This window comes from Aristophania vespae (genome assembly GCF_009906835.1).
GTDB classification, from domain to species: Bacteria; Pseudomonadota; Alphaproteobacteria; order Acetobacterales; family Acetobacteraceae; genus Aristophania; species Aristophania vespae.
The window spans coordinates 1,938,808-1,962,413 of record NZ_CP047652.1 but is presented as its reverse complement, the minus strand read 5'-3'; the positions used below and the strand labels follow the sequence as shown (position 1 = coordinate 1,962,413).

Sequence of the window (23,606 nt, the reverse complement as noted above, 5' to 3'; positions counted from 1 at the left end):
ATTCACATATTGCTAATGAAAAATATACAGACAGGCCAGAATATTACACTAAAGATAAATCAAAGCTGCCTTCTCAATATCAGCGCTATGGCGTTACCACAGTTATGGCTTTGGGACTTAATAAGCCTGCTGTTTTTAATCCAATACGCAAAGAAGCCCATGAAGGAAAACTTCCCGCCGATCTTTTTGGCGTGGAGCAGGGAATAGGCGTGCCTGATGGCGCCCCTCCCCTTAAAATAGGCACTCAACAAATTTTCCGCCTGCTACCCCGAAGAAGCTAAAGAAGCCGTTGATAAAATGGCAGAGGAAGGAACCGATTAGTAAAGATTGGTGGATGATTTTAATGGGTCAGTCCCACAAAAGAGTCCCTTCAGTCATAGAACCCCATTGCAGAGCACATAGGCATAATATCCGTGTGGCGCGCATATTCATGATTTAGCCGACAAAAGAAGTTATTAATGACGCGCTGATATTATAGCTCACGGTGTGCGTGATCAATTAATCCCCAATGAGTAATTGCGAAAATGAAAGCACGTCATATTGGTATATCCCCACCCTACAGCTTGATGAGCCACAACAGCCTGGGCAGAAGAGCAGACATGGACTAACCAAGCTTTTACAAAGCAGGATAAGTAAGAGTTTCTAGAACAAATTAATGACCCGCATGGAGAAATGCACATAAAAAGGAAAGAAGCTGCTTTTGCTCGGAAATCCTATATATAACCTTCAGATCTAAAACGTTTATATGAAGCACACGTCAATTAGGATTGGGACAGATAGCGCGCTCAACCTTAAAGATTCCTGGTGTTGGAGCATCGAGAGCTGGCATATATAAAGAACCGCTACCGCCATTATCTATTATTCATATAGCAACCGAAAATGCGGCTGCACTTCTGGACTTAAAGACAGGGGCGTTTTAGCGCCTGAAAACGTGCAGATTACTTGTCGTATCAGGCGACCAAGCAAAACATCAGTGATGTGAATAATATCGTTGAAGTATGCATAGTGGGACTCTGTAAAAAAGTCCAACTCAATAATTTAAATTAAAAAATATGAGAAATATAATGAGATCTATTTGTATCTTCTCATATAAATAGATTTTCGATGCTGCTAAATATAAAAATTACTAAATAGATTCCATGATTTAGCCTTTTTTGCTTTTCAGGAATCTCAAGAGTATATTTGTGCTTTCTGTAAAACTAACCTTTAACTTTCATTCGACATTAGCATCAGACGAGAGATTAAGGCTGAGCGTAATATTCTATTGCCAACACCACTCACTGCGGCAATTAATTAAAAGAAAATCAACACGCTATTTTTATATGATTTAAAAGCATTTTCTGTCTCGGATCTTCAGGACGTAATCGCTTAATAGAGCTCCCAAGAAAAACCTCAAAAGCAAAATACCAACTGTTGGTAAGTTTTAGCCCATTGATAAAGCGCGTAAAGCATTGGGCATCTCTTAATAAGAGGACGAGTGGGGGACTTTAAATTACATTATTTAACGTAACACAGCCGCTTTCCAGCTTATAAAGATCACTCATTTAGGCAATTGGTTATAATTAAAACTAACAGGAAAAAAATGTTTAAAGAGAAGTCTTAAAAAGAGCAACAGAGCGCCATGGTGATCTTGAGATAAGCAGCTTAATGCAAACAATAAATTTAGGACTTATTTCTAAAAAGGATCAGAGCTTAGAGGCGCGTTGACCTCGAAAATGGAACGTAACTAATAATGAAACGTAGTAAGGAAATATTTTTTTAATTACAATCCCAACCCGGAGATATAATTTAGTGATATGTGCTATGGGAGGTATTGTGTAATTTTTATATTTTTATACGGAAGTATTTATTGGAGTATAATAGATGATAATAAAGAGAGAGTACAGATCATATAGATATGAGATAGGAACTGTCAGAGCTATTGGATGCGGGGTAGGATGAACCTACGACCTTCAGTTATGAGCTGACAGCTACCGGCTGCTCCACCCCGCGGGGGTGGGTAAAGAGTTGGTGACGAGGACTGCGGCGACGACTTTCCGCACCTAAGGTGCAGTATCATAGGCGCTAAGGTTTTACGGCCGAGTTCGGATGGGACGGGTCTAATCCCTTGCCATAGCACCAGTCTCCCGCTCACCCTAACAAAGTTAGTCTGAGGAGAAGTGTTAGGTGTTTTGAGTAAAGAGACTGTGCATGTGTTGATGTTGAGAGATATGAGCGATTAGGATCAGTTAGCTCAGCATGTTACCACACTTACACACTGACCTAATCAACGTCCTGTCTTGGACGGCTCTATGAGACCTTGTTTTAAGGCTTGGTTTCCCGCTTAGATGCTTCAGCGGTTACCATTCCGAACTAGCTACCGCTGTGCCACTGCGTGACAACCGGTGCACCAGAGGTTCGTTCATCCCGGTCCTCTCGTACTAGGGACAAATCCTCTCAAGTCTCTTACACCACGGCAGATAGGGACCGAACTGTCTCACGACGTTCTAAACCCAGCTACGTACCACTTTAATCGGCGAACAGCCGAACCTTGGGACCTGCTCCAGCCCCAGGATGTGATGAGCCGACATCGAGGTGCCAACCTCCCGTCGATGTGGACTCTTGGGGAGATCAGCCTGTTACCTAGAGTACTTTTATCCGTTGAGCGATGGCCGTCCACGTGAACCACCGGATCACTATGGCCGACTTTCGTCTCTGCTCGAGCTGTCACTCTCGCAGTCAGGCGGCTTATGCCATTGCACTCGACAGTCGGTTTCCGACCGACCTGAGCCACCATCGCGCGCCTCGTTATCCTTTAGGAGGCGACCGCCCAGTCAAACTGCCTGCCATGCAGGGTCCCGGACCCAGCTAATGGGCCGGTTAGACATCAGAAAAAGTCAGGGTGGTATTTCAAGATTGGCTCCACACAGACTGCGCCCATGCTCATAGCCTCCCACCTATCCTACACAGAATTTTCCTGATGCCACTGCAAAGCTGCAGTAAAGGTTCATAGGGTCTTTCCGTCTGACCGCGGTACCCGCATCTTCACGGGAATTCATTTCGCTGAGCCGATGCTGGAGACAGCGGGAAGTCGTTACGCCATTCGTGCAGGTCGAACTTACCCGACAAGGAATTTCGCTACCTTAGGACCGTTATAGTTACGGCCGCCGTTTACCGGGCTTCATTCAATGCTCTCACATCTCCTCTTAACCTTCCGGCACGGGCAGGCGTCAGGCCTATACGTCATCTTCGATTCGCAGAGCCTGTGTTTTACTAAACAGTCGCTACCCCTGGTCTGTGCCACCCATAAATGGTTGCCACTCATGGGTCTCGTTTATCCGAAGTTACGAGCAATTTGCCTAGTTCCTTCAGCATCGTTCTCTCAAGCGCCTTGGTATACTCTACCAGTCCACCTGTGTCGGTTTCGGGTACGGTCTATTCGCTAGAGCTATTTCCCGGAATGGTCCAAAAGCCAGGTCAATCCATTAAGACCTGACAACATTTCTCATTCGTCACTCTAGCAGGCCAGGAATATTACCTGGTTCCCATCGACTACGGCTTCGCCCTCGCCTTAGGGCCGGCTCACCTGCGTGGATTAACCTTGCGCAGGAACCTTGACTTTCGCGACAGTGTTTCTCGCACTGTTTGTCGCTACTCATGTCAGCATTCTCGCTTCTGATACCTCCAGAGAGGGTCACCCGTCTCCTCTCAGGCTTACAGAACGCTCCGCTACCGCGCATATCTTAAATATGCACCCACAGCTTCGCACGTGCTTGAGCCCCGTTACATTTCGGCGCAGGGTTTCTATTAGACCAGTGAGCTATTACGCTTTCTTTAAAGATGGCTGCTTCTAAGCAACCTCCTGGTTGTTTTGGATCCCACATCCTTTCCACTTAGCCACGATTTAGGGGCTTAGCTGGTGGTCTGGGCTGTTTCCCTCTCGACAATGACTTAGCACCCACTGTCTGTCTGCTGCGCTAATACTCCTTCGGTATTCGAGTTTGGTTAGGTTTGGTAAGGCTTTGGCCCCCTAGCCCATCCAGTGCTCTACCCCGAGGGTAATACGCAACGTTCTACCTCAATAGATTTCGCGGAGAACCAGCTATCTCCGAGTTTGATTGGCCTTTCACCCCTAGCCACAGCTCATCCCCGACTTTTTCAACAGGCGTGGGTTCGGCCCTCCAGTACGTGTTACCGCACCTTCAGCTGCCATGGCTAGAATCACTCGGTTTCGGGTCTCTACCAGTAACTATGTCGCCTATTCAGACTCGCTTTCGCTAGCCTACACCTATCGGCTTAAGCTCGCTACGGACAGAAACTCGCTGACCATTATACAAAAGGTACGCCGTCACCCAATTCAGGCTCGACTGCTTGTAGGCATTTGTTTCAGGTCTCTTTCACTCCCTTATCGGGGTGCTTTTCACCTTTCCCTCACGGTACTTGTTCACTATCGGTCACCAGGAGTATTTAGCTTGGAGGGTGTCCCCCATGTTCAGACAAGGTTTCACGTGCCCGCCTACTCAAGTCCTTCATCACGATATTCAATTACGGGCTATCACCTCTTCGGCCGGACTTTCCATTCCGTTCTTCTACTTCGTGTCAAAGCACTGGCCTGCTCCGCTTTCGCTCGCCACTACTCGCAGAATCTCTGTTGATGTCTTTTCTCCAGGTACTGAGATGTTTCAGTTCCCCGGGTTCGCCTCATAAACCTATGTATTCAGTCTATGATCCTCTTACGAGGGGGTTGCCCCATTCGGATATCCACGGATCAACGCTCGCTCACAGCTCCCATGGCTTTCGCAGTGTGCCACGTCTTCTTCGCCTCCTGGTCCAAGGCATCCACCAAATGCCCTTCTCTTTCTCACACCACATGCACAGTCACCTTCTACCCTCAATATCCCTCATCATAAAAATAAGAAAATACCTAACGATAAAAAATAACACACAGTAATGCGTCATCTTCTTCTCATTACATGAAAATATCTTATAGCTACCCTTATAAACCTTAAATGCAATCTCTCACATCTAGCCTTATAAGTGGTCAGACTCGCTATAAGCTTCCACATAACACACTAACTTATTCACTCTCAAAAGACCAAACAACTCACTCAGCATATGCTTATACATCATACACCAATCAGTATTCTCCATCACTTCTCATTATCTTCCAGCCAGATACATTGGTGGAGGCAGACGGGTTCGAACCGACGACCCCCTGCTTGCAAAGCAGGTGCTCTACCAGCTGAGCTATGCCCCCATTCTCTGGTGGCCAGGAGGACTTGAACCTCCGACCCACGCTTATCAAGCGTGTGCTCTAACCAACTGAGCTACTAGCCCAGAAAATAATTAAGAAGGATATGCTGACGGCGCTTTAAGCCCGCCTCCATGTCTCCATGAAGGTCTTTGTCTCAAAAGATAACAACCTAAATACTGCCTAAGTTCACTTAAGCACCACCTAAATCATCAGTCTTCCTTGAAAGGAGGTGATCCAGCCGCAGGTTCCCCTACGGCTACCTTGTTACGACTTCACCCCAGTCGCTGACCGACCGTGGTCGGCTGCGTCCTTGCGGTTCGCTCACCGGCTTAAGGTCAAACCAACTCCATGGTGTGACGGCGGTGTGTACAAGCCGGAACGTATTCACCGCGGCATGCTGATCCGCGATTACTAGCGATTCCACCTTCATGCACTCGAGTTGCAGAGTGCAATCCGAACTGAGACGGCTTTTCGAGATCAGCTACCAGTCACCTGGTTGCTCCCCTCTGTCACCGCCATTGTAGCACGTGTGTAGCCCAGGATATAAGGGCCATGAGGACTTGACGTCATCCCACCTTCCTCCGGCTTGTCACCGGCAGTCTCTCTAGAGTGCCCACCCAAACATGCTGGCAACTAAAGACAAGGTTGCGCTCGTTGCGGGACTTAACCCAACATCTCACGACACGAGCTGACGACAGCCATGCAGCACCTGTGTTAGAGGTCCTAAGAAATAGATATCTCTACCTACAGCTCTACATACAAACCTGGTAAGGTTCTGCGCGTTGCTTCGAATTAACCACATGCTCCACCGCTTGTGCGGGCCCCGTCAATTCCTTTGAGTTTCAACCTTGCGGCCGTACTCCCCAGCGGTGTGCTTAACGCGTTAGCTCCGACACTGAGTAACTATGTTACCAACATCCAGCACACATCGTTTACAGCGTGGACTACAGGTATCTAATCCTGTTCGCTCCCACGCTTTCGCGCCTCAGCGTCAGTATCGAGCCAGGTTGCCGCCTTCGCAACCGGTGTTCTTCCCAATATCTACGAATTTCACCTCTACACTGGGAATTCCACAACCCTCTCTCGAACTCTAGTCATCACGTATCAAATGCAGTTCCCAGGTTGAGCCCGGGATTCACATCTGACTGTAATAACCGCCTACACGCCCTTTACGCCCAGTCATTCCGAGCAACGCTTGCCCCTTCGTATTACCGCGGCTGCTGGCACGAAGTTAGCCGGCTTCTTCTTTAGGTACCGTCATCATCTTCCCTAACGAAAGTGCTTTACAATCCGAAGACCTTCTTCACACACGCGGCATTGCTGGATCAGGGTTGCCCCATTGTCCATATTCCCCACTGCTGCCTCCCGTAGGAGTCTGGGCCGTGTCTCAGTCCCAGTGTGGCTGATCATCCTCTCAAACAGCTATCGATCATCGCTTGGTCAGCCTTTACCTAACCAACTAGCTAATCAAACGCAGGCTCCTCAATCGGCGACTCTCGTCTTTGGCCCTCAGGCTTCATGCGGTATTAGCACCAGTTTCCCAGTGTTGTCCCCACCAATCGATAAATTCCTACGCGTTACTCACCCGTCCGCCACTAACTGCCTAAACAGTCCGTTCAACTTGCATGTGTTAAGCATGCCGCCAGCGTTCGCTCTGAGCCAGGATCAAACTCTCAGGTTCAATCCAACTCACAATAAAGCATATAGTCTTATCTCTAAGAATATATCACCAACATCATAAGTCTCAAAAATTTAAGACCTAAAACGCCGCCAACATATCCTTCCTCTTATATTCAATTCTCAATGACCAAACCAACCAAAAACACAAAATCAAGCGCCCGTCGGTGAAAACGGCTTATATACACACCAATCATCCAGTCAATTAGATTTCTATAAAAATTCGCTTTTTAATTTAATTTTTTTGGTTTCTAACTTTTTGTACACTCTAAACCACTTCGAAAATGCAGCTATACCCTCATTTATTGAGGTTTTCGGACTCCATCCCGTTAATTCTTTATTAACTCAATTGATGCCATGTCTGTTCTAAATCCTCTAACGTCTTGGGCAGATTTCTATGTCTGCTTTCATATTTAGGTTTTTTTCCAGTTCTTTTATTAATTTTAGAACTGATTCGGGCTTTCCGAGCCAATATTGACTGCATCGGGAACGAACGAGCGTGTTTTTCTATCTAAAAGGGACAACACACCCGCGACCACATCACTTATAAAAGTAAAGTCGCGGGAAGATTTGGCCCTCCATAATGTAATTGGTTTTTGTCCGATATTGCTTTTGCAAATTTGAAATAGGCCATATCTGGTCGGCCCCATGCACCATAAACCGTAAAAAATCTTAGGGCTGTCAGAGGCAAATTATAGCTCGCTTATAATATGCCGCTGTAAGCTCGTTACTATGCTTTGTAACAGCATAAAAAGAGCTTGGCTCACTAGTGGATTAGTTTCTTTAAACGGGAACTCTTTAGTGCGCCCATAAACTGCTGAAGAAGATGCATAAACTATGTGATTTATCTGCTTGAGGGTGAGACTAGCCTCTAACAGACTAACGAGCCCCTCAAAATTTGAACGCGCAAATAGAGCTGCTCTTCTCGTGAGCGCCTTACACCAGCCTGAGCAGCAAGATGAATTATAGAATGGATATGCGCATATTGTGCAAATAACGCCTTTAGGGCGCTTTGATCACATACATCTATGGCCTGATACATAAGCCACGATGCTGTTTGAGTAAATTCAGTCTCTCTTTTGATAAGAAAGGAGATGAGTGTGGATATCTATACCGATTACCTCCTCACCTCGTGCAAGCAAAGCTGTAGCCAGGTGAAACCCTATGAAGCCACTAACCCCTGTAATGAAAAAAGCCATAAAAGAGCTTATGGCTTCGCTGTGTTTTCATTTTGAAAAGCAGGACTTCTACGAGATCACCCACAACAATATAAGCCGCTCGGCTGTACCTGCAGGAAGCTCCAGGACACTCGAAACGACTCCGTGGCTTTATAACAGCTTCACTAAATGGAATGGTTCTTTCTTGAGAGCATGAATGCGATGTTGCGAGTCGATAAAAAGAATATCCAAAGATACGAGTGTATTTTTCATCCACATATCGCTCTTTGAGGTGATCCACAAAAATAGCATTCCGTGATTTGCGGCGATACTTTGACGGAACATCTCTCCCGTTTCTTGTTGCTTCTCTGTTTTAGCAAGTTCAACAATAAATTATGTTTTGCTCCATTTTGCGTAGTAATTGTTAGTGGCGAAGTAGGAAGCATAGGCTGAGCCTGAGTGATAGTCCCTCAGCCCGAACTGACGTTACAGATACAGAAGAGAAAGCTAACATAGAAAAGCAGCCAGGACCGAACAAATGCGCTTTATGACGTAATGGAGCATGAAATACCTCAAAGATAAAAAGACAATTAAAATTAAGTGTGTCTGTTAGTAAGATAATCCTGAGAAAAGAACCGATTGCTTTGTTTTTCCTCTCCAACCGTTGTTGGAAGACCATGTCCGCTCAGAACTAAAGTGTTTTCTGGTAAAGAAAGTATCTTTTGACGAATGCTGCTCAATAATTGCTGCGTATTACCATAAGCAAAATCTGTGCGACCAACAGTCCTCTAAAAAGGGTATCACCAACAATGGCACGTTGGTCTTCGCGGTCAATGAAAACAATATGACCTGGCGTATGACCGGGACTCGAGCAACCTCTATTATATGTCCAATAAATTTAGCTTTTCACCATCTTCAAGATATCGATCGGGGACAATGCTTTTTAAATCAGAATACCATAAGCAGCAGCTTGGACTTCTATAGAAGCGAGAAGAAAGGCGTCTTCTTTTCCGGGACCCCATACAGGTACATTTTTCTTTTGTTTGGCTTAAGCGCTTGCTTAAGAGCCGCTGCTCCTCCTGCATGATCCAGATGACCGTGAGTGATTAAAATCGCCTGAACGTCAAAACCTTCCAACTTTTCTAAAATTTTGGAGCTTTCTCCACCAGGGTCAACGACCACGGCCTCTCCTGTATCTGACATCAAAATTGTACAATTTGACGCAGGGGCGTCACGGGCACGACACAAACTTGCAATGTCATATTCTTACCTTACTCTTTTACCAAAATCTCCAAAGGGTAAGTTTTCATTCTCCGAAAGTGGTCTTTATCGTGAGAAAAAGGCATCTACCCACAAGATTTACCCTTAATATAAGGTTTTAAACCATGAGTCGCATCATTCGTACTGAAACAAATTCTATAGTTTCAAAAGCCGTGGAATATCACGGGTTCATTTTTACCCAAGGTGTGGTTTCCAATGATTTAACGTTGAATATAGAAGGGCAGGTAAAAAATATATTCAGCAACTTGATGACGTTCTTGAAATACATGGCACAGATAATTCGCGTATTTTACAAGCACAAATATGGCTCAAAAATATAAATGACCGTGATGTATTTAATAAATTATGGGAAAAATGGCTTCCAGCTAATCAGGCACCAGCAAGAGCATGTGTACAAGCAACATTAGCTGATGAACGCATATTAGTGGAAGTGATGCTTACGACAACCAAGTAACAAATAGGTTACAAGGAGGATATTAAGCCTATAATTGCAATTATTTAAGGAATTTAAGGCAATTTTCTGAGTTGAACTTGTTGCCTGTTATAGCTTGTATCTGTTATCTTCCCGGCCGATCATTAAAAGTGGAAAGACCGCTGTATTGTAAGGAAGAGCATGATGCATCAACGTGGAAAGAGTTTGTTTTTTTCTTTTTTAGTACTTTCTACGCTTGTATCATGGTCTTCCGCTCAGGCAGTAACAAAGTCCCGCTCTCATTCCCACTCTACACGTACCCACCACGTAACACGTCACATAACACACCATGTGCGCCATACACGCCGCACTAGACATAGAAGAGTCATTCAGTGTGTAGCTTTTGTGCAGCAAAGTACTTCTTTTAAGATTCATGGTAATGCTCGTGATTGGTGGAACCGTGCAAAAGGTCTTTATGCTCGCGGCAATCTTCCTGAAGAAGGAGCTGTCCTTAGCTTCCGCGGTACGCGCCACATGCCATTAGGTCATGTTGCTGTTGTTCGTTCTATAATTAACAGCCGCACGATTTATATTGATCAATCTCATTGGGGAACTAACGGCATTAGCCGCAATGTTCGGGTTGTTGATGTTTCTGCTAATAATGACTGGAGTGCGGTCCGCGTTGCCCTGCGCAGCAACGGTAACCGTCTAGGAAGTATCTACCCTACACACGGCTTTATTTATGCGCGCCCAGAAAAAGCGCCATCCGTTGTTAAACATTCTACCCTCATCGCGGCGAATGAGAATTTCAGCAATGAAACAGCCTCTTTGCCTGACAGTAATACATCTGTTTTTGAGACAGACGCTCCTAATCGTGGTTTGCGGTAAGGCTAATTTCGCTTAATCTGGACGCCCTGCCCTATGGTAAGGGTGTCCATTATTTATACATTGAGCTCTAAAAATCTGTTCGGCCAGTAAAACACGAACCAGCATATGTGGCCATGTCATACTACCAAATGATATTAAAAGATCAGCACGATGTGTCACCGCTGAGTCCAGGCCTTCAGCACCACCGATAAGAAAACAAATTTCTTTTCCTGACACTGTCCAATTTTGCAAATTAGCCGCGAACTCTGTGCTGGAAAGATTTCTGCCACCTTCATCTAATGCGACAATAAAAGCGTTGTCTGGACAGGCTGCCAGGAGGGAATCGGCTTCGCGGCGCTTTTGTTCTAGAGCCGCGCCTTTTGCCTGAGGAACCTCGACGAGATCCAATTTGGGGCGCAAACGTTTTTGATAACGCGTTAGTAAATCACGCTCAGCCCCATCTTTAAGGCGACCAACAGCAATTAATTTCATAATGATCTCTAAAGCGAAGACCCTATGACTTGTTCGCTATCGGCCTGCTCAAAATCATCGCCCACATACGCTCAAGAGCGTAAAGCCCACGACTCTCCGGCATAAAGAAATGAACGACGATATCACCGGCATCCATCAGGACCCAGTCGCTACCATTCTCACCCTCAATATGCATCGAACCTAAACCAGATTCTTTAAGGCGACGCTCTAAGTGAGTAGCCATTGAGGTGATTGACGTGGTGATAAACCGCTAGCGATAACCATTTTATCAGCAAAGCTAGCACGCTTATTAATATCAAGCACAACAACATTCTCAGCCTTGTCTTCATCAAGACTTGCTAAAATAAGCTCTAATTTGCTCTCTAGCGCCTGAGCAAAAGCTTCATCGGAAGAAGCTTTATCATTTTGTATAACGTCAGTGATCTTTTTTACTCCTGTTGTGATGGGGATTAAACTGCCCCGATTCTCTTATATATGTAGAAGATATAGGATTCTGAGCCGTTGAAAGAAATGACCAGCACGGCATTATTTTCTCATTTAAAATCGTAGCGGCCTGACGCGCAACACGCCGGTGCCTTCTCATGGCAGAAGACGCCTTGCCTCTCAAAGCAGGCATAATAGTGTTAGGTCTGGGGAAAATGGCAATTGGTATGATTTTTGCCAGATACTGCCAGCGCTTCCACTGCGAAAATTGTGCAAACCCGTCGCTCCCCATAAGCCAGACGAATCGAATATTGGGATAAAGCTTTTTCAACTTTAATACTGTTCGCCATGTAAAACGTTCTTTTAAACGAAATTCAATATCCGTAGCGATAATATGTTTTCCATCTGCTATCGACTGTGCTGTCGCCAGTCTTTGAGCAAAAGGCGCCATCATTCTGGCTGATTTAAGGGATTTCCTGGAGAAACGAGAAGCCATACCTGATCTAGTTGAAGTGATTTTAAAGCCTGTTGAGCGATTTGTTTATGGCCCTCATGCGCAGGGTTAAAAGACCCTCCCAAAAGCCCTACGCGAATCCTACGTTTATCACCCAGGGGAAAGATAGGAATTCTTAAAGAGCTTTTTAAGGTGAGGGTTAATCACTATAAATTTCGCAAAACTATGAGAGGAGCGCCAACTTATACGTTAAAGCGGAATAAGAGTACGTCACCATCTTGTACAACATATTCTTTTCCTTCAATACGTAACTTTCCGGCTTCACGCGCTCCTGACTCCCCTGATGATTAATATAATCATCATAAGCAATAGTTTCACATGCAATAAAACCACGCTCAAAGTCGTTATGGATTACGGCGGCTGCCTGAGGAGCCTTTGTGCCTGCCGTGATCGTCCAAGCGCGCGTTTCTTTTGGACCAACGGTGAAGTAGGTCCGCAACCCTAATAATTTATACCCAGCAGCAATAACGCGGTCCAGGCCACTATTTGTTAAGCCAAGACCTTCGAGAAATTCGCCTCTTTCTTCTTCGGGAAGCTGACTGACTTCGGCCTCAATAGCTGCTGAAACGATAACGACGCCAGCACCTTCGGCTTCTGCACGTTTCCTCACAGCCTCTGAATAATCATTCCCTGTAGCAGCAGATGACTCCTCTACATTACATACATAGAGAACCGGTTTTGTCGTCATGAGTTGAAGACGGTCTGCTTCAACTTCCTTACCTGAAGGTACAGCTGTGCGAGCAGGCTTACCCTCTTGCAAGGCAGCAATAAGAGGTTCCATCAACTCAAGCTGTGCCTGAGCTTCACGGTCATTACCTCGTGCTTTTTTCTGTAAATTAACCTGACGCCGTTCCAAACTCTCCAGATCAGCCAACATAAGTTCTGTTTCGATAATGTCGGCATCCCTGACGGGATCAACACCCCCTTCTACGTGGGTAATATCATCATCATCAAAACAGCGCAGAACATGTATGATTGCGTCAACTTCGCGGATATTGGCCAAAAACTGGTTACCCAACCCTTCTCCGCGAGATGCGCCACGGACAAGGCCAGCAATATCTACAAATTCAAGGCTCGTAGGCACTAATTTTTGTGATTTACCCACACGGGCCAAAACCTCTAAACGTGGATCTGGCACAGCAACACGGCCCGTATTAGGTTCAATCGTACAAAAAGGATAATTTGCGGCCTGTGCTGACGCTGTTTGCGTCAAAGCGTTAAATAACGTTGATTTACCGACATTTGGGAGACCAACAATCCCGCAATTAAATCCCATTCTCGCTCTCCCTCTTATCCTTCAGTTAAAGCTGTTTTGAAAGACGTGTTAATCCAGTAATTATCGAAATGAATTTATAACGAAAAAACTCAATATCAGTTTGCATTTTTAATAACGAAACTTTAGTCATAAAAGCCTCAGGCTCATCGCGTGCTAATAAAGGTGCTGCCTGCGCTATAGCATCAAGCCAATCGGACAATATGGGCCGCTCTGTAGCAGAAAAATCTCCCAAAACATGACCGGTTACGCGCTCTTTTGTCCAGGATGCCCAATACCCATTCTAATCCGCCAATAATTTGGCCAGAAAGACAGCGATCCATAGAGCGCAAGCCATTATGACCTGCCGCACCGCCTCCTGATTTAATCCGTAACCGCCCAAAAGCCAGATCTAATTCATCATGGAAGGCTGTAATATCATTAAGTGGAATTTTATAAAAACGAGCCGCCTGCTGAACACTATCACCAGAAAGATTCATATATGTTTGCGGCTTTAGGAGAAGAATTTTTCTTCCCTCTATATGACCCTCAGACGTTTGGCCCTTAAAGCGCTGACGCCACGGAGAAAAACCGTGGCGCTCAGCTATGGCATCAACTGCCATAAAGCCAATATTATGCCGATTGCGACTCATCTCAGGCCCAGGATTACCAAGACCAACCCAAAGTTTCACAATCGGATAACTCCTCTATAACTTACTCAGCTGAAGCTGCGTCTGTCGCAGCGTCTTCAGAGGCTTCTTCAACGTCTTCATCAACTGTTGGAGCAGCAATAGAAGCAACGACGAAATTTTCAATCTGTAAAACTGGTGTGCTGTGTTCTGTTCCCTGAAGATCTTCCCAGCGAACATTATCACCAATATCAAGATTGCTTAGATCAACAGTGAAGTGCTCAGGAATATGATCAACATCAACCTGAACTTCAACATTGTGTCGTGCTATGTTTAAAACGCCGCCACGTTTGATACCGGGGGCTTCTTCATCACCATTAAAGACAATATTGACTTGAACGGTGACTTTTTGGCCAGGAACAAGGCGCAAGAAGTCAATATGAAGAGGAGCGTCAGTTACAGGGTGAAACTGAATGTCGCGAATCAGAGCGCGGACAGCCTTACCACCGACCTGGAACTGAAATAGACGAGACTGCCAACCTTCACGGTGCAGTTCTTTCATAATGATACGAGGATCAATTGAGATTAGGTTAGGCTCTTGCTTACCGCCATAAACTACGCCTGGTACCAGGCCAGCTCTTCTTGTAGCACGCGCTGCCCCTTACCTGCTTTCGCGCGCTCGGAGATCTCAAGTGTCGTTAATTTTGCCACGTTTTACGCTCCTGCGTTTACTAAACTAAAAACTTCATAGAGCCTCCAGGGGTGCTCTTATGTGCGTTCGCCCTAGCGCAAAATGAGCAAAAAGACAAACTTTTACTTTTCTAAAGCGCTATATTACGCAACTGAATGGCGGATACCTGCCTGCCTGTAGCACTATTTCCGGCCAGAAAAGACCGCCTATAACTAAAAAATCGGTCATCAGAGACTGTATCCAGCGCAAGATTTTCTACAGAATCCACCCCATTTTGAGTCAAACACTGAACACAAAACCCGGGCAAATCGAACATAAATTGTCGCTCTTGCTTCAACGCTTTGAAAAAATCTCCCGCTTTGGGATGCTTTTCTAAAACTTCGTCACGCATATTTGCGGAAATTTCATAGGATTTCGGCCCAATACAAGGCCCAATTGCGGCTTTAATATTGGTCGCTCCTAAAGAGCGCATTTGGTGCATAGTCTCTTCTAAAATACCATTAACTGCGCCACGCCACCCTGCATGAGCTGCCCCAATGATTTTTCCATCGCCTGAAGAGAAAAGAACAGGAGCACAATCTGCTGTTGTAATTGTAAGAACAAGATTAGGGACGTTTGTTACCAGCCCGTCAGCTTCCGGCAAAGAAGAAAGAGGCCAAAGTGGAGTCTCATCCCTAACGACAAAGACTTCACGACCATGAACTTGTTTCAGCGCTAAAAACTTGGCGTCTGTCACGTCGAAATACTGCGCCATTAAACGACGATTTTCTTTAATAGCAGCCGGATCATCGTCCGTTGTAGCGCCGCCATTTAGTTCAGCATATCGCCCTGTAGAAACACCTCCTAAACGTGAAAAGAAACCATGCCTTACATTAAGGTTTGAGGCTTTAAAAGGGGCAGGACTCTTTATCATGGATCAGTCTTTCTTAGAGCGGTTTTTCGGTAAAGGGTGCCCTTTTCAAAGCTACGATCATTAGAATAAGGCCAATCAAAATCATAGGAAGACACAGCACTTGCCCATCGTAATTCCGCCCGGAAGAAATCCAATATTGGCATCTGGTTCACGGAAAAACTCACAAAAGGCTCGCGCTGTTCCATAACCTAATAAAAACAGTCCAGAAAGAAAGCCTGCATGAGACCGAACTTTCTGATTTTTTGCGGCTAGCAACATTATTATAAAGAGCAAGACGCCCTCTGTAAGAGCTTCATAAAGCTCGGATGGGTGCCTAGGTATGGGACCAGCGTTAGGAAAAACCATTACCCAAGGCAGGTGAGCTGTTGTTGTCCTACCCCAAAGCTCACCATTAATAAAATTGGCGCACCGGCCCAAAGCAAGACCAATAGGCACAACAGGCACAATACGATCAGCAAAACCCAAAAAGGACAGTTTTTTGCGCCAGCAAAAGAAAGCCATAGCCAAAATAACGCCAATGGCCCCTCCGTGAAAAGACATTCCGCCTTTCCAGGTTTGCAGGATTTCTAAAGGATGAGACGCATAATGAAGGGGCCTATAAAAAAGGACATATCCCAGGCGCCCCCAAGCAAGACTCCTAAAACAGCATAAAATAGAAAGTCGTCAACTAATAATGGTGTCGCAACTTTTGGTGTTTTTTGACAGAGTCGCTTGGCCAGCGGCAAAGCCAAAATAAAAGCCGCGATATAAGCCAGAGCGTACCAGCGTACCAGCAGAGGACCAATATGAAACGCTACAGGATCAAAATTGGGGAAAATTAATGGGTCGCTCAAAGATAATAATTCCCTTGCTTTAGATAATGATCAATATAGCATCTGATCCCTTCTTCCAGCGATGTGAAGGGCTTTTGATAACCTGCATTCCGCAAGGCCTGCATATTGGCACAAGTAAATGATTGATATTGCGCCCTCAAAGAGGAAGGCATGTCTATAAATTCAATATCTCTTCCGCGATGACAAGCATCACAAACTGCCAAGGCCAAATCAAGATATGTCCGGGCAACGCCTGAGCCACAATTAAACAAACCACTCACCTGTGGATTTTTTAAAAGCCAAATCATTACATCGACGGCATCTTTAACCCAGATAAAATCTCGTCTTTGACCTCCATCTGCCAAACCGGGAACGGTTGAGCGAAAAAGGCGTGCCGACTCACCCGAGCTGACTTCGTCATATTTCACTTTCACGACAGAAATCATAGAATCTTTGTGATATTCATTTGGGCCGTAAACATTGAAAAATTTCAGCCCAACCCACTGGGGCGGACAAGGTTCGCCTGCACTAACCGTGTCAGCAACCCACAGATCAAATGCCTGCTTTGACCAACCATAGAGATTTAATGGCTTTAAGTTCCTTATAGACTCTATACCGTCTTTAAAATCTTCTGGTTGATTAGCAGCTCCGTAGGTCGCAGCAGATGACGCATAAATAAAAGGAACATGATTTACGGCGCACCATCGCCACAAACGCTGTGAAAGAGCAACGTTAGTTGCCCAGACGAGATCTCCCTCTCGGGCAGCTGTTGTGCTAATAGCTCCCATATGAAAAACAGCCTTAACACCGACAGCTTTTTCTAAAAAGCCAGGGAGGGCTTCAGGAGAAATAATCTGATAAGGAGGATGAGCTGCTAAATTTCGCCATTTTCCTTGGCTACGCAGACGATCGACAATAATTGTCCTCTCCCCCTCTTTAAAGAGAGCTGCTTGAAGACACGAACCAATGAATCCGGCACCGCCAGTTACGATAATCATTCTTTCTGTATAGTCTGGGATAAGAAAGGTTCCAACATATTCATTATCTTGGTTTAAAAGAATTCTATATATTTTAAGAGGAAAATTTATGGTTGATCGCCCCCGCATTTTTGATGACCTTGCTGGCATAGCCGGAACGGCCTTTTCTGCTTTCTCTGGAGCCAGAGAAGAATTACATGCTCTCATCCGCAGTCGCATTGATGAAGTTTTATATTCATTAGACCTTGTGCGCAGAGAAGAGTTTGATGCTGTTCAAGAAATGGCTAGTCGTGCTCGCCAATCTCATATTGAAACAGCAGACCGACTTACGGCCCTGGAAAATCGCCTAAGCGATTTAGAACAGCTTTTAACCGAACCTGAATCCACCCCTAAACCATAAGGAATTCGCATTATGTCAGGACCGACATTACTTTTACTTGGATGCGGCAAAATGGGAGGGCCTTGGCAAAAGGCTGGGTGGATGCAAAACATCCTCCGCGTCTCATCATCATAGATCGTAAATTACAGAATGCTCCTGGCAATAGTGTTATTTACCGCCAAGTTTCAGACCTTCCCAAAGATACCAGACCTGACTTTGTCGTTTTAGCTATTAAACCTGCTGCTTCCGAGGCAATGCTCCGTGAGCTAAGCCAGCATCTTGGCAGCAATCTGGAAAATAGTGCCTTACTTTCCGTTATGGCTGGCAAGAACTGTGCCACACTTGCCAAAGCTAGTGGTCGAGACGATAGAGCTGTTATTCGCACAATGCCTAATACCCCCGCCTCAGTTGGTGCAGGGGCAACAGGTATTTATTTCTCCCCCAAGTAACACAATCTCAAAAACAGCTAGCCACTGAGCTTATGGAACAGGTGGGCGATGTTGTAATCGTACCCCATGAAGATGATTTGCGTAGTGTCATTGCTGTTTCAGGTTCAAGCCCTGCCTATGTTTTTCTTTTGGCAGAATTATTGGAAAAAGCCGGAACCGAACTCGGACTCGACCAAAACGCTTCACGGAAACTGGCACGCAGTGTAATTTATGGTGCTGGAAAAATGCTCCATGATCTTGATGATGACGCTTCTGTCTTACGTAACAACGTAACGAGTCCAAACGGTACGACGGCAGCAGCCTTAAAAGTGCTCATGACAGAAGAAAATTGGCCTCAAAGCGTCAGAAAGGCTTCTCAAGAGGCTGTTCGACGTGCCAAAGAGCTAGACGATTAATCCTAAGGAATTTTTAACATCATGCCCTTCAATGAGAGTAATCTTTCTTTCGATACAGCACTTATAGAAATGGCTATGCAGCTTGCCTCAGAACGTGGATGGCATGGCTTTACTCTTGTTGAAGCTGCATTAAAGGCTGATCTGCCTTTAGAGGATGTCAAAATAAGATATCCTTTTAAATCTTTTATATTACTCCGCCTTAATAACATGGTGGATAAAGCCATGTTATGCGGTACGACGTCCTATCCTAGTTTGAAAGAAGGACTTTTTGACCTTTTCATGCGCCGCTTTGACGCATTTCAGGATTATCGTGACGGACTACGTGCCGTTATGCGGGCTTTACCACAAGATCCCGCTCTTGCTGTTTTCTTAAGCACAGCCACCCTTAATACAATTAAATGGATTGCAGACGCAGCCGGATTAGACCGTCACGGCCTCAGAGGCATAATGCGCCTGCAAGCTTTATTAGCTATTTGGACCCACGCTTTGAGAGCTTGGGAAAAAGACGCAACGGCTGAACTTTCTGAAACCATGAAAGCTCTAGACGAAGCCTTAAATAAAACTGAACGCTTTCGAATCCTGAAATCTATTCCTGATGAACGCCTTTCCTCCTCTCATAAAAGCGGAGGGTTGCCTGATTACAAACAGAATGAAGACTCTTTCACATCAGAATTTTAGAAAAAATAAGCAAATTTTGGTCTAACGCGTTATTTTTATTGTCTAAAAGTAAGAAAATTATGTTCTATCTCTTTACGAATATGATTCTTCACGCTAGAAGCATTCTCACTTCTGGGGCGTAGCCAAGCGGTAAGGCAGCGGATTTTGATTCCGCCATGCGGAGGTTCGAATCCTCCCGCCCCAGCCAAAGAATTTTCCCAAAAATTAGATATTTACTCCGTTTGCTTTAGATTTTATCTATGGCATTGACGTAAAATAATACGGCAAACTACGTTTACTACGTGACAAATCTTGAAGTCTTGTTTTTTCAGCTACGCAAAAAGAAAAACATTTTGAAATAAAAAATGCCCCCAGTGAAGGCTTTAAACCTCCCCTAAAAGGGCATTTTTCTGATTAGGCTAATTTAAGACTTAAGACGGGAACAGATTAAAGTCAGATGACTTCAGATGATCCTGATTGAGGAATGTAATCTCAGTATTGTCTTTGAGGCGAATTGTTGTGTTGCCACCACTAACAGTCGCATTCTTAAGAATATCCTGCAGATCGCGCTGATTGCCCTTAAAGGCAACCATGTTACCCGCCGCACTACCAAAGTCTGTGATCGTGTAGTGACCACCTTCATTATCCATAAACTGGAAGAGGTTAGCTGCTCCAGAACCACCCGTTAGGGTAGCAGAGACGTCACCACCATCGCCCGAGGCATGCGTATCATCATTAATATAGAAGGTATCTGATCCTGAACCACCGATAATCGTATCACGATTACCTACAACCGCCGTAAAGGCTCCGTGAGAGGATGATGCATCAAAAAGAATATCATGGACTGGCGCGTCATCACTGTCAGAAGCGCCAGAGAAGAAATTAAAAGCACCTTCTTGGCTGTCGCCTAATCCGGAACTCTTTCCCGTACCAACAAAATGGTAAACACTATTGCTTGTTCCAAAGATAGTAGCCTGGTCAGCCGAAACATATGACGTGCCTGCACCATCAATAAAGAACAGGTTTTTGCCAGCTGAAATATGCTGGTCGTGGCCACCTTTAACCGTCAAATTCGCAACAGCAGAAATCGTGTCGGCAACAGCATTGCGGGTTTTAACACTCCCCTGAAGAATAGAGATATTGTTAGCCCCAGCAGAAGAGTCGACAACGTTCCTTTGCTGCTCAGGATAAGACCCTACGATATTCCGAAGATCGTAGCTAGAAGACCCTTTTCCTGGTGAAAAAATCGTGGCTTTTTCTTCAGCTTGTAGCCCGAACATGTCGGAACCGCTCGCATAAATATCAGTCGGCCCAAATGTCGAGATTTGGCTTCTGGCTAAGCTTTCTGTGTAGCCGTTGCTGGCGGCGTACGTGTCTTGCCCCGTCTTTTGATCATCCACAAAAGACAGCAACTTACCGATCGTATCGCGGAATCTATCAGTAATTTCACCAAATTGCTGATTTCCTGAGACAGTCACGATAATATTATCGACCGAACCGCCAATAACCGTAGTTTCAGGCATAGACCCTCAACACACTCAAACGCCACGAAGTGAACAAAAGAAACTTTAAACTCTTTAAGTAACTTATGAGTTAAACCGTACCACAAAGGTCCGATTTTGTCAATGTAACTTCTACATTCTCAAAAACCACACGAGCCAAATCACCCCTTCGATATCACTATGGCAACTACAACACCTCTGTTTAGTAGTTATTTGAACACTAAGGAGGAGAACAAAGCCTAGAATAGGCACGAAATATGTCTAAAATATGAAAGAAGCACCATATTTATGTTCATATTTCCCGCAATCCCTACAGTTTGCTAGGGTTTTTTATATTTTACCTGCTCTAGGTTGTTCAACCATAATGTTGCTTTTCCATCAGAAGGAGCTCGCCAATCTCCCCTGGGAGATAAGGAGCCTCCAGCCACAACTTTAGGTCCATTAGGCATTGCTGAGCGCTTAAATTGACTCGTACCAAAGAATCGACTGATAAAAATCTTCATCCAATGAATAAGCTCATCTAGACTATATGACCGCTTTTCAGATTCTGGATAGTGGATTGGCCAATTACCTTCCAGATGATTGCCCCACGCTTTTTCTTGCAAAAAAGCTATGCGCTGCGGCGAAAAGCCATGACGCAAAACGTAATATAATGTGAAGTCCTGCAACGCATAGGGGCCAATGATTTGCTCAGTTTTCTGTATACCGTCCTTGCTCTCAGGAACAAGTTCAGGGCTTATTTCTGACTCAACAATTTCTTTCAGAATTTTTCTAACATTTGACGGAAATATTGGTTCTTCCTGAGCGGCCCATCTTATGATGTGCTGTATGAGTGTTTTAGGAATACCTGAATTAACATTATAATGCGCCATCTGGTCACCAACACCGTAAGTACACCACCCCAAAGCAATTTCGGACAAATCGCCTGTTCCAATGACAAGCCCATTATGAAAATTAGCCAAACGAAAAAGAAAATCTGTACGTAAACCTGCCTGCACATTTTCAAAGGTAATATCGTGAACAGGTTCACCCTCGGCAAAAGGATGCTTTATTTCTTTCAACATTGATAATGCAGTTTGACGAATATCGAGAACATCGCCTTCTACATCCAAATCTGCCATGAGTGACTGAGCAAAAGAAAGAGATTTCTTGCCCGTAGCAAAGCCTGGCATCGTACGCGCCAAAATCGATTTTCTGGGCCATCCTAGAGCATCGGCTGATTTCACCGCAACCAATAAGGCCAGCGCACTATCAAGCCCACCGGAAACGCCTATAATCATCCTCTTTGCGCCAGAACTTACCAGACGCTGACACAATGCCTGAACCTGAATCATCCAAGCTTCCTGACAGTCCTGAGCTAATGTTGCCGGATTATTAGGCACGAAAGGAAAGCGCGGTATTTCGCGCAAGAGACCACGATCTTCACAAGTGGGAGCAAGCTGAAAACTGACCACCCTCAACTTTTGAGATTCATCAGTGAAATATCCCAAATGAAGCCGTTCTTGCTGCAAAAGAGTCAGATCAATATCTGCAATAACTGAAGTTGCTTTTTGGGGAAAACGCTCCGAAACCTCTAAAAGAGAACCAGCCTCGTGGATCGTTAATTGACCATCCCATGCTAGATCGGTTGTGGATTCACCAGGACCAGCCGCTGCATAAATATAAGCAGCCTGCACTCGTCTTGACTGTGAAGAACAAAGAGCTAAACGATCTTCCATTCGCCCAATTGTCACAGGCGAGGCAGAAAGATTAGCTATAACCGTGGCGCCACCCAACGCCAATATAGTGCTAGGCGGCAGCGGTGCCCACAAGTCTTCGCATATTTCAACACCAACTATAAGAGCCGAAATATCTGAAGCCTGAAAGAGCAAATCCGTACCAAAAGGAACTAACTGACCACATAGAGAGATAGAACCCGTTACGCCTTTACCACTTAGAAAATGACGCGGTTCATAAAACTCCCGATAACGCGGTAGATAGGTTTTAGGCACAACACCGAGAATGCGCCCTCTATGAATTATAACGGCACAATTATAGAGCCCGTCTCCCTGTTTTAAGGGCGCTCCAACAACAGCAACACTCATGAGTGAAGATGTTGCTTTAACGAGTTTTTCAAGGGCTTCTTCAACAGATTGAAGTAAAAGCTGCTGAAAAAGCAAATCGCCAATACTATATCCGCTTAGTACCAATTCAGGAAAAACTGCTACCGCCACTCCTTTTTGATCGCACTCTTTTAAACTATCAAGTATAGCAGCCCCGTTTTTATGAGGGTCGGCTAATGTAACAGGGACAGTACAGGCAGCAACCCTTGCGAACCCCTGCTCATAAAGGCATTTAAAGGCGGCTTGATCCACGGATATTAACCTTTTTTCTGATCCCGTCTAACACGCCTAAAAACGCGTATTGCTATCTTTAAAGCTAACACAAACACAATTAGCGCATAAATTCCAGAAAGAGTCGTCATTGAAACAGGCAACCCAAATGGAAAATCTGGTAGATCACACGGCTTAAGAGGATGAACCGGCAAATGGTTCAACCAGTCTGATGCCTTGTCACTATGAGTCACAACCATATGGCAAGATGGAGCAGGGCTCCGCCATAACCCCTGCTCAACACCAATATGAATGACAGATAAAATGACACTCAGAGCCAGACAGAGAATGCCCCTATAATGGGCCAACGTGCATAACGCGGAGAGAGCACGAGTGTCAGAGCGCCTAAAGCGATAAGAACTCGCCAGGGGCGGCGCTCCCATAAGCAAAGTTCACAAGGCACCATATGCAAAAAACGCTCAGCCCCATAAGCAGCTAATAAAGCAAACAACCCCGATAAAATAAATACACCACCAACAACACGTACGCGTCTAAAATCCCGTTTTCCAGTCATTAACATAT

15 protein-coding genes, 3 tRNA genes, 2 rRNA genes and 9 pseudogenes are annotated in these 23,606 nt (G+C 45.1%); 8 read left to right on the top strand and 21 right to left on the bottom strand.

The features are described 5' to 3' along the window. The first annotated feature begins 104 nt into the window (after positions 1–104). Positions 105–281 (top strand): hypothetical protein, encoded by a 177-nt coding sequence (locus GT348_RS08845; RefSeq protein ID WP_160619358.1) that lies wholly within the window; start codon positions 105–107, stop codon positions 279–281. Positions 282–2,197: 1,916 nt separating this feature from the next. Here the strand turns inward: GT348_RS08845 and GT348_RS08840 are convergent. The 9 genes and pseudogenes from GT348_RS08840 to GT348_RS09495 form a co-directional block, all read right to left on the bottom strand. Next, positions 2,198–4,845: ribosomal RNA gene (locus GT348_RS08840) — 23S ribosomal RNA — on the bottom strand. Positions 4,846–5,160: 315 nt separating this feature from the next. After that, a tRNA-Ala gene (locus GT348_RS08835) sits at positions 5,161–5,236 on the bottom strand. A 6-nt stretch (positions 5,237–5,242) separates the two neighbouring features. After that, positions 5,243–5,315 (bottom strand) — tRNA-Ile (locus tag GT348_RS08830). A gap of 140 nt (positions 5,316–5,455) precedes the next feature. Next, positions 5,456–6,914, bottom strand: a 16S ribosomal RNA gene (locus GT348_RS08825). Together the 16S and 23S rRNA genes with 2 tRNA genes alongside form the textbook arrangement of a ribosomal RNA operon. Before the next feature lie 439 nt (positions 6,915–7,353). Then, positions 7,354–7,560, bottom strand: coding sequence for an NAD-dependent epimerase/dehydratase family protein (locus GT348_RS09740; protein WP_160619357.1), 207 nt, complete (start codon positions 7,558–7,560; stop codon positions 7,354–7,356). A gap of 42 nt (positions 7,561–7,602) precedes the next feature. Next, positions 7,603–7,952 (bottom strand): annotated as a pseudogene (locus GT348_RS09735) (GDP-mannose 4,6-dehydratase). 25 nt (positions 7,953–7,977) lie between these two features. Then, positions 7,978–8,109 (bottom strand): GDP-mannose 4,6-dehydratase, encoded by a 132-nt coding sequence (locus GT348_RS09730; protein WP_160619355.1) that lies wholly within the window; start codon positions 8,107–8,109, stop codon positions 7,978–7,980. Positions 8,110–8,238: 129 nt separating this feature from the next. Next, entirely contained in the window at positions 8,239–8,412 is a 174-nt protein-coding gene (locus tag GT348_RS09500) for a DUF192 domain-containing protein (protein WP_236646500.1), read from the bottom strand. Positions 8,413–9,045: 633 nt separating this feature from the next. Further along, a complete protein-coding gene (locus GT348_RS09495; RefSeq protein ID WP_236646499.1) occupies positions 9,046–9,249 on the bottom strand; it encodes an MBL fold metallo-hydrolase in 204 nt (67 codons plus the stop codon). A gap of 203 nt (positions 9,250–9,452) precedes the next feature. Here GT348_RS09495 and GT348_RS08790 point away from each other — a divergent pair. Next, positions 9,453–9,802: pseudogene (locus GT348_RS08790) on the top strand (RidA family protein). 159 nt (positions 9,803–9,961) lie between these two features. Beyond that, a complete protein-coding gene (locus tag GT348_RS08785) occupies positions 9,962–10,648 on the top strand; it encodes a CHAP domain-containing protein (RefSeq protein WP_160618030.1) in 687 nt (228 codons plus the stop codon). Positions 10,649–10,660: 12 nt separating this feature from the next. Here GT348_RS08785 and GT348_RS08780 read toward each other — a convergent pair whose 3' ends face one another. The 9 genes and pseudogenes from GT348_RS08780 to rfaD all read right to left on the bottom strand — a co-directional run bounded on the left by GT348_RS08780 (position 10,661) and on the right by rfaD (position 17,351). After that, positions 10,661–11,119 carry a 23S rRNA (pseudouridine(1915)-N(3))-methyltransferase RlmH gene (locus GT348_RS08780; RefSeq protein WP_160618029.1) on the bottom strand — a complete coding sequence of 153 codons (459 nt, stop codon included), beginning with the start codon at positions 11,117–11,119 and terminating at the stop codon, positions 10,661–10,663. Positions 11,120–11,141: 22 nt separating this feature from the next. Beyond that, a pseudogene (gene rsfS / locus GT348_RS09200) lies at positions 11,142–11,422 on the bottom strand (ribosome silencing factor). Between the two features lie 112 nt (positions 11,423–11,534). Beyond that, positions 11,535–12,136 (bottom strand): annotated as a pseudogene (locus GT348_RS08770) (nicotinate-nucleotide adenylyltransferase). Between the two features lie 102 nt (positions 12,137–12,238). Next, a pseudogene (gene ychF, locus GT348_RS08765) lies at positions 12,239–13,332 on the bottom strand (redox-regulated ATPase YchF). A 25-nt stretch (positions 13,333–13,357) separates the two neighbouring features. Continuing rightward, positions 13,358–14,000 (bottom strand): annotated as a pseudogene (gene pth, locus GT348_RS08760) (aminoacyl-tRNA hydrolase). Between the two features lie 22 nt (positions 14,001–14,022). Then, positions 14,023–14,648: pseudogene (locus GT348_RS08755) on the bottom strand (50S ribosomal protein L25/general stress protein Ctc). A 110-nt stretch (positions 14,649–14,758) separates the two neighbouring features. Next, complete coding sequence (pgeF, locus tag GT348_RS08750) at positions 14,759–15,541, bottom strand: peptidoglycan editing factor PgeF (RefSeq protein WP_160618025.1); 783 nt, start codon at positions 15,539–15,541, stop codon at positions 14,759–14,761. An 81-nt stretch (positions 15,542–15,622) separates the two neighbouring features. Continuing rightward, positions 15,623–16,374, bottom strand: a pseudogene (gene lgt, locus GT348_RS08745) (prolipoprotein diacylglyceryl transferase). Continuing rightward, the gene (gene rfaD / locus GT348_RS08740; RefSeq protein ID WP_160618024.1) at positions 16,371–17,351 is read right to left on the bottom strand and encodes an ADP-glyceromanno-heptose 6-epimerase; all 981 of its coding nucleotides are present in this window, start codon (positions 17,349–17,351) and stop codon (positions 16,371–16,373) included. The pseudogene lgt and the gene rfaD overlap by 4 nt, the downstream one beginning before the upstream one ends. Before the next feature lie 88 nt (positions 17,352–17,439). On the opposite strand from rfaD, the gene GT348_RS08735 reads away from it, so the two are divergent. From GT348_RS08735 to GT348_RS08720, 5 genes are all read left to right on the top strand, one after another. Continuing rightward, positions 17,440–17,730, top strand: coding sequence for an accessory factor UbiK family protein (locus GT348_RS08735; RefSeq protein ID WP_160618023.1), 291 nt, complete (start codon positions 17,440–17,442; stop codon positions 17,728–17,730). A gap of 62 nt (positions 17,731–17,792) precedes the next feature. Continuing rightward, on the top strand, positions 17,793–18,158 hold the full coding sequence (locus tag GT348_RS09490) for a pyrroline-5-carboxylate reductase family protein (protein WP_236646498.1): 366 nt from the start codon (positions 17,793–17,795) through the stop codon (positions 18,156–18,158). A 32-nt stretch (positions 18,159–18,190) separates the two neighbouring features. Further along, the gene (locus GT348_RS09485) at positions 18,191–18,553 is read left to right on the top strand and encodes a pyrroline-5-carboxylate reductase dimerization domain-containing protein (RefSeq protein ID WP_236646497.1); all 363 of its coding nucleotides are present in this window, start codon (positions 18,191–18,193) and stop codon (positions 18,551–18,553) included. 21 nt (positions 18,554–18,574) lie between these two features. Further along, positions 18,575–19,231, top strand: a complete 657-nt coding sequence (locus GT348_RS08725) for a TetR family transcriptional regulator (protein WP_160618022.1) — start codon at positions 18,575–18,577, stop codon at positions 19,229–19,231. 112 nt (positions 19,232–19,343) lie between these two features. Further along, a tRNA-Gln gene (locus tag GT348_RS08720) sits at positions 19,344–19,418 on the top strand. Between the two features lie 223 nt (positions 19,419–19,641). On the opposite strand, the gene GT348_RS08715 is transcribed toward GT348_RS08720, so the two are convergent. From GT348_RS08715 to GT348_RS08705, 3 genes and pseudogenes are all read right to left on the bottom strand, one after another. Then, positions 19,642–20,733 carry a hypothetical protein gene (locus tag GT348_RS08715; protein WP_160618021.1) on the bottom strand — a complete coding sequence of 364 codons (1,092 nt, stop codon included), beginning with the start codon at positions 20,731–20,733 and terminating at the stop codon, positions 19,642–19,644. A 299-nt stretch (positions 20,734–21,032) separates the two neighbouring features. Next, positions 21,033–23,066 carry an NAD(+) synthase gene (locus GT348_RS08710; protein WP_160618020.1) on the bottom strand — a complete coding sequence of 678 codons (2,034 nt, stop codon included), beginning with the start codon at positions 23,064–23,066 and terminating at the stop codon, positions 21,033–21,035. Positions 23,067–23,071: 5 nt separating this feature from the next. Further along, positions 23,072–23,598 (bottom strand): annotated as a pseudogene (locus GT348_RS08705) (disulfide bond formation protein B). Between the last annotated feature and the right edge of the window lie 8 nt (positions 23,599–23,606).

Excerpts from the sequence above, each read along its gene's own strand:
- rfaD (WP_160618024.1), bottom strand. The coding sequence starts at position 17,351 with ATGATTATCGTAACTGGCGGTGCCGGATTCATTGGTTCGTGTCTTCAA.
- GT348_RS09740 (WP_160619357.1), bottom strand. The coding sequence starts at position 7,560 with ATGGGGCCGACCAGATATGGCCTATTTCAAATTTGCAAAAGCAATATC.
- GT348_RS08715 (WP_160618021.1), bottom strand. The coding sequence starts at position 20,733 with ATGCCTGAAACTACGGTTATTGGCGGTTCGGTCGATAATATTATCGTG.
- GT348_RS08725 (WP_160618022.1), top strand. The coding sequence starts at position 18,575 with ATGCCCTTCAATGAGAGTAATCTTTCTTTCGATACAGCACTTATAGAA.
- GT348_RS09500 (WP_236646500.1), bottom strand. The coding sequence starts at position 8,412 with ATGTTCCGTCAAAGTATCGCCGCAAATCACGGAATGCTATTTTTGTGG.
- GT348_RS09485 (WP_236646497.1), top strand. The coding sequence starts at position 18,191 with ATGGAACAGGTGGGCGATGTTGTAATCGTACCCCATGAAGATGATTTG.
- GT348_RS08845 (WP_160619358.1), top strand. The coding sequence starts at position 105 with ATGGCTTTGGGACTTAATAAGCCTGCTGTTTTTAATCCAATACGCAAA.
- GT348_RS08780 (WP_160618029.1), bottom strand. The coding sequence starts at position 11,119 with ATGAAATTAATTGCTGTTGGTCGCCTTAAAGATGGGGCTGAGCGTGAT.
- GT348_RS09730 (WP_160619355.1), bottom strand. The coding sequence starts at position 8,109 with ATGGCTTTTTTCATTACAGGGGTTAGTGGCTTCATAGGGTTTCACCTG.
- GT348_RS08785 (WP_160618030.1), top strand. The coding sequence starts at position 9,962 with ATGATGCATCAACGTGGAAAGAGTTTGTTTTTTTCTTTTTTAGTACTT.
- pgeF (WP_160618025.1), bottom strand. The coding sequence starts at position 15,541 with ATGATAAAGAGTCCTGCCCCTTTTAAAGCCTCAAACCTTAATGTAAGG.
- GT348_RS08735 (WP_160618023.1), top strand. The coding sequence starts at position 17,440 with ATGGTTGATCGCCCCCGCATTTTTGATGACCTTGCTGGCATAGCCGGA.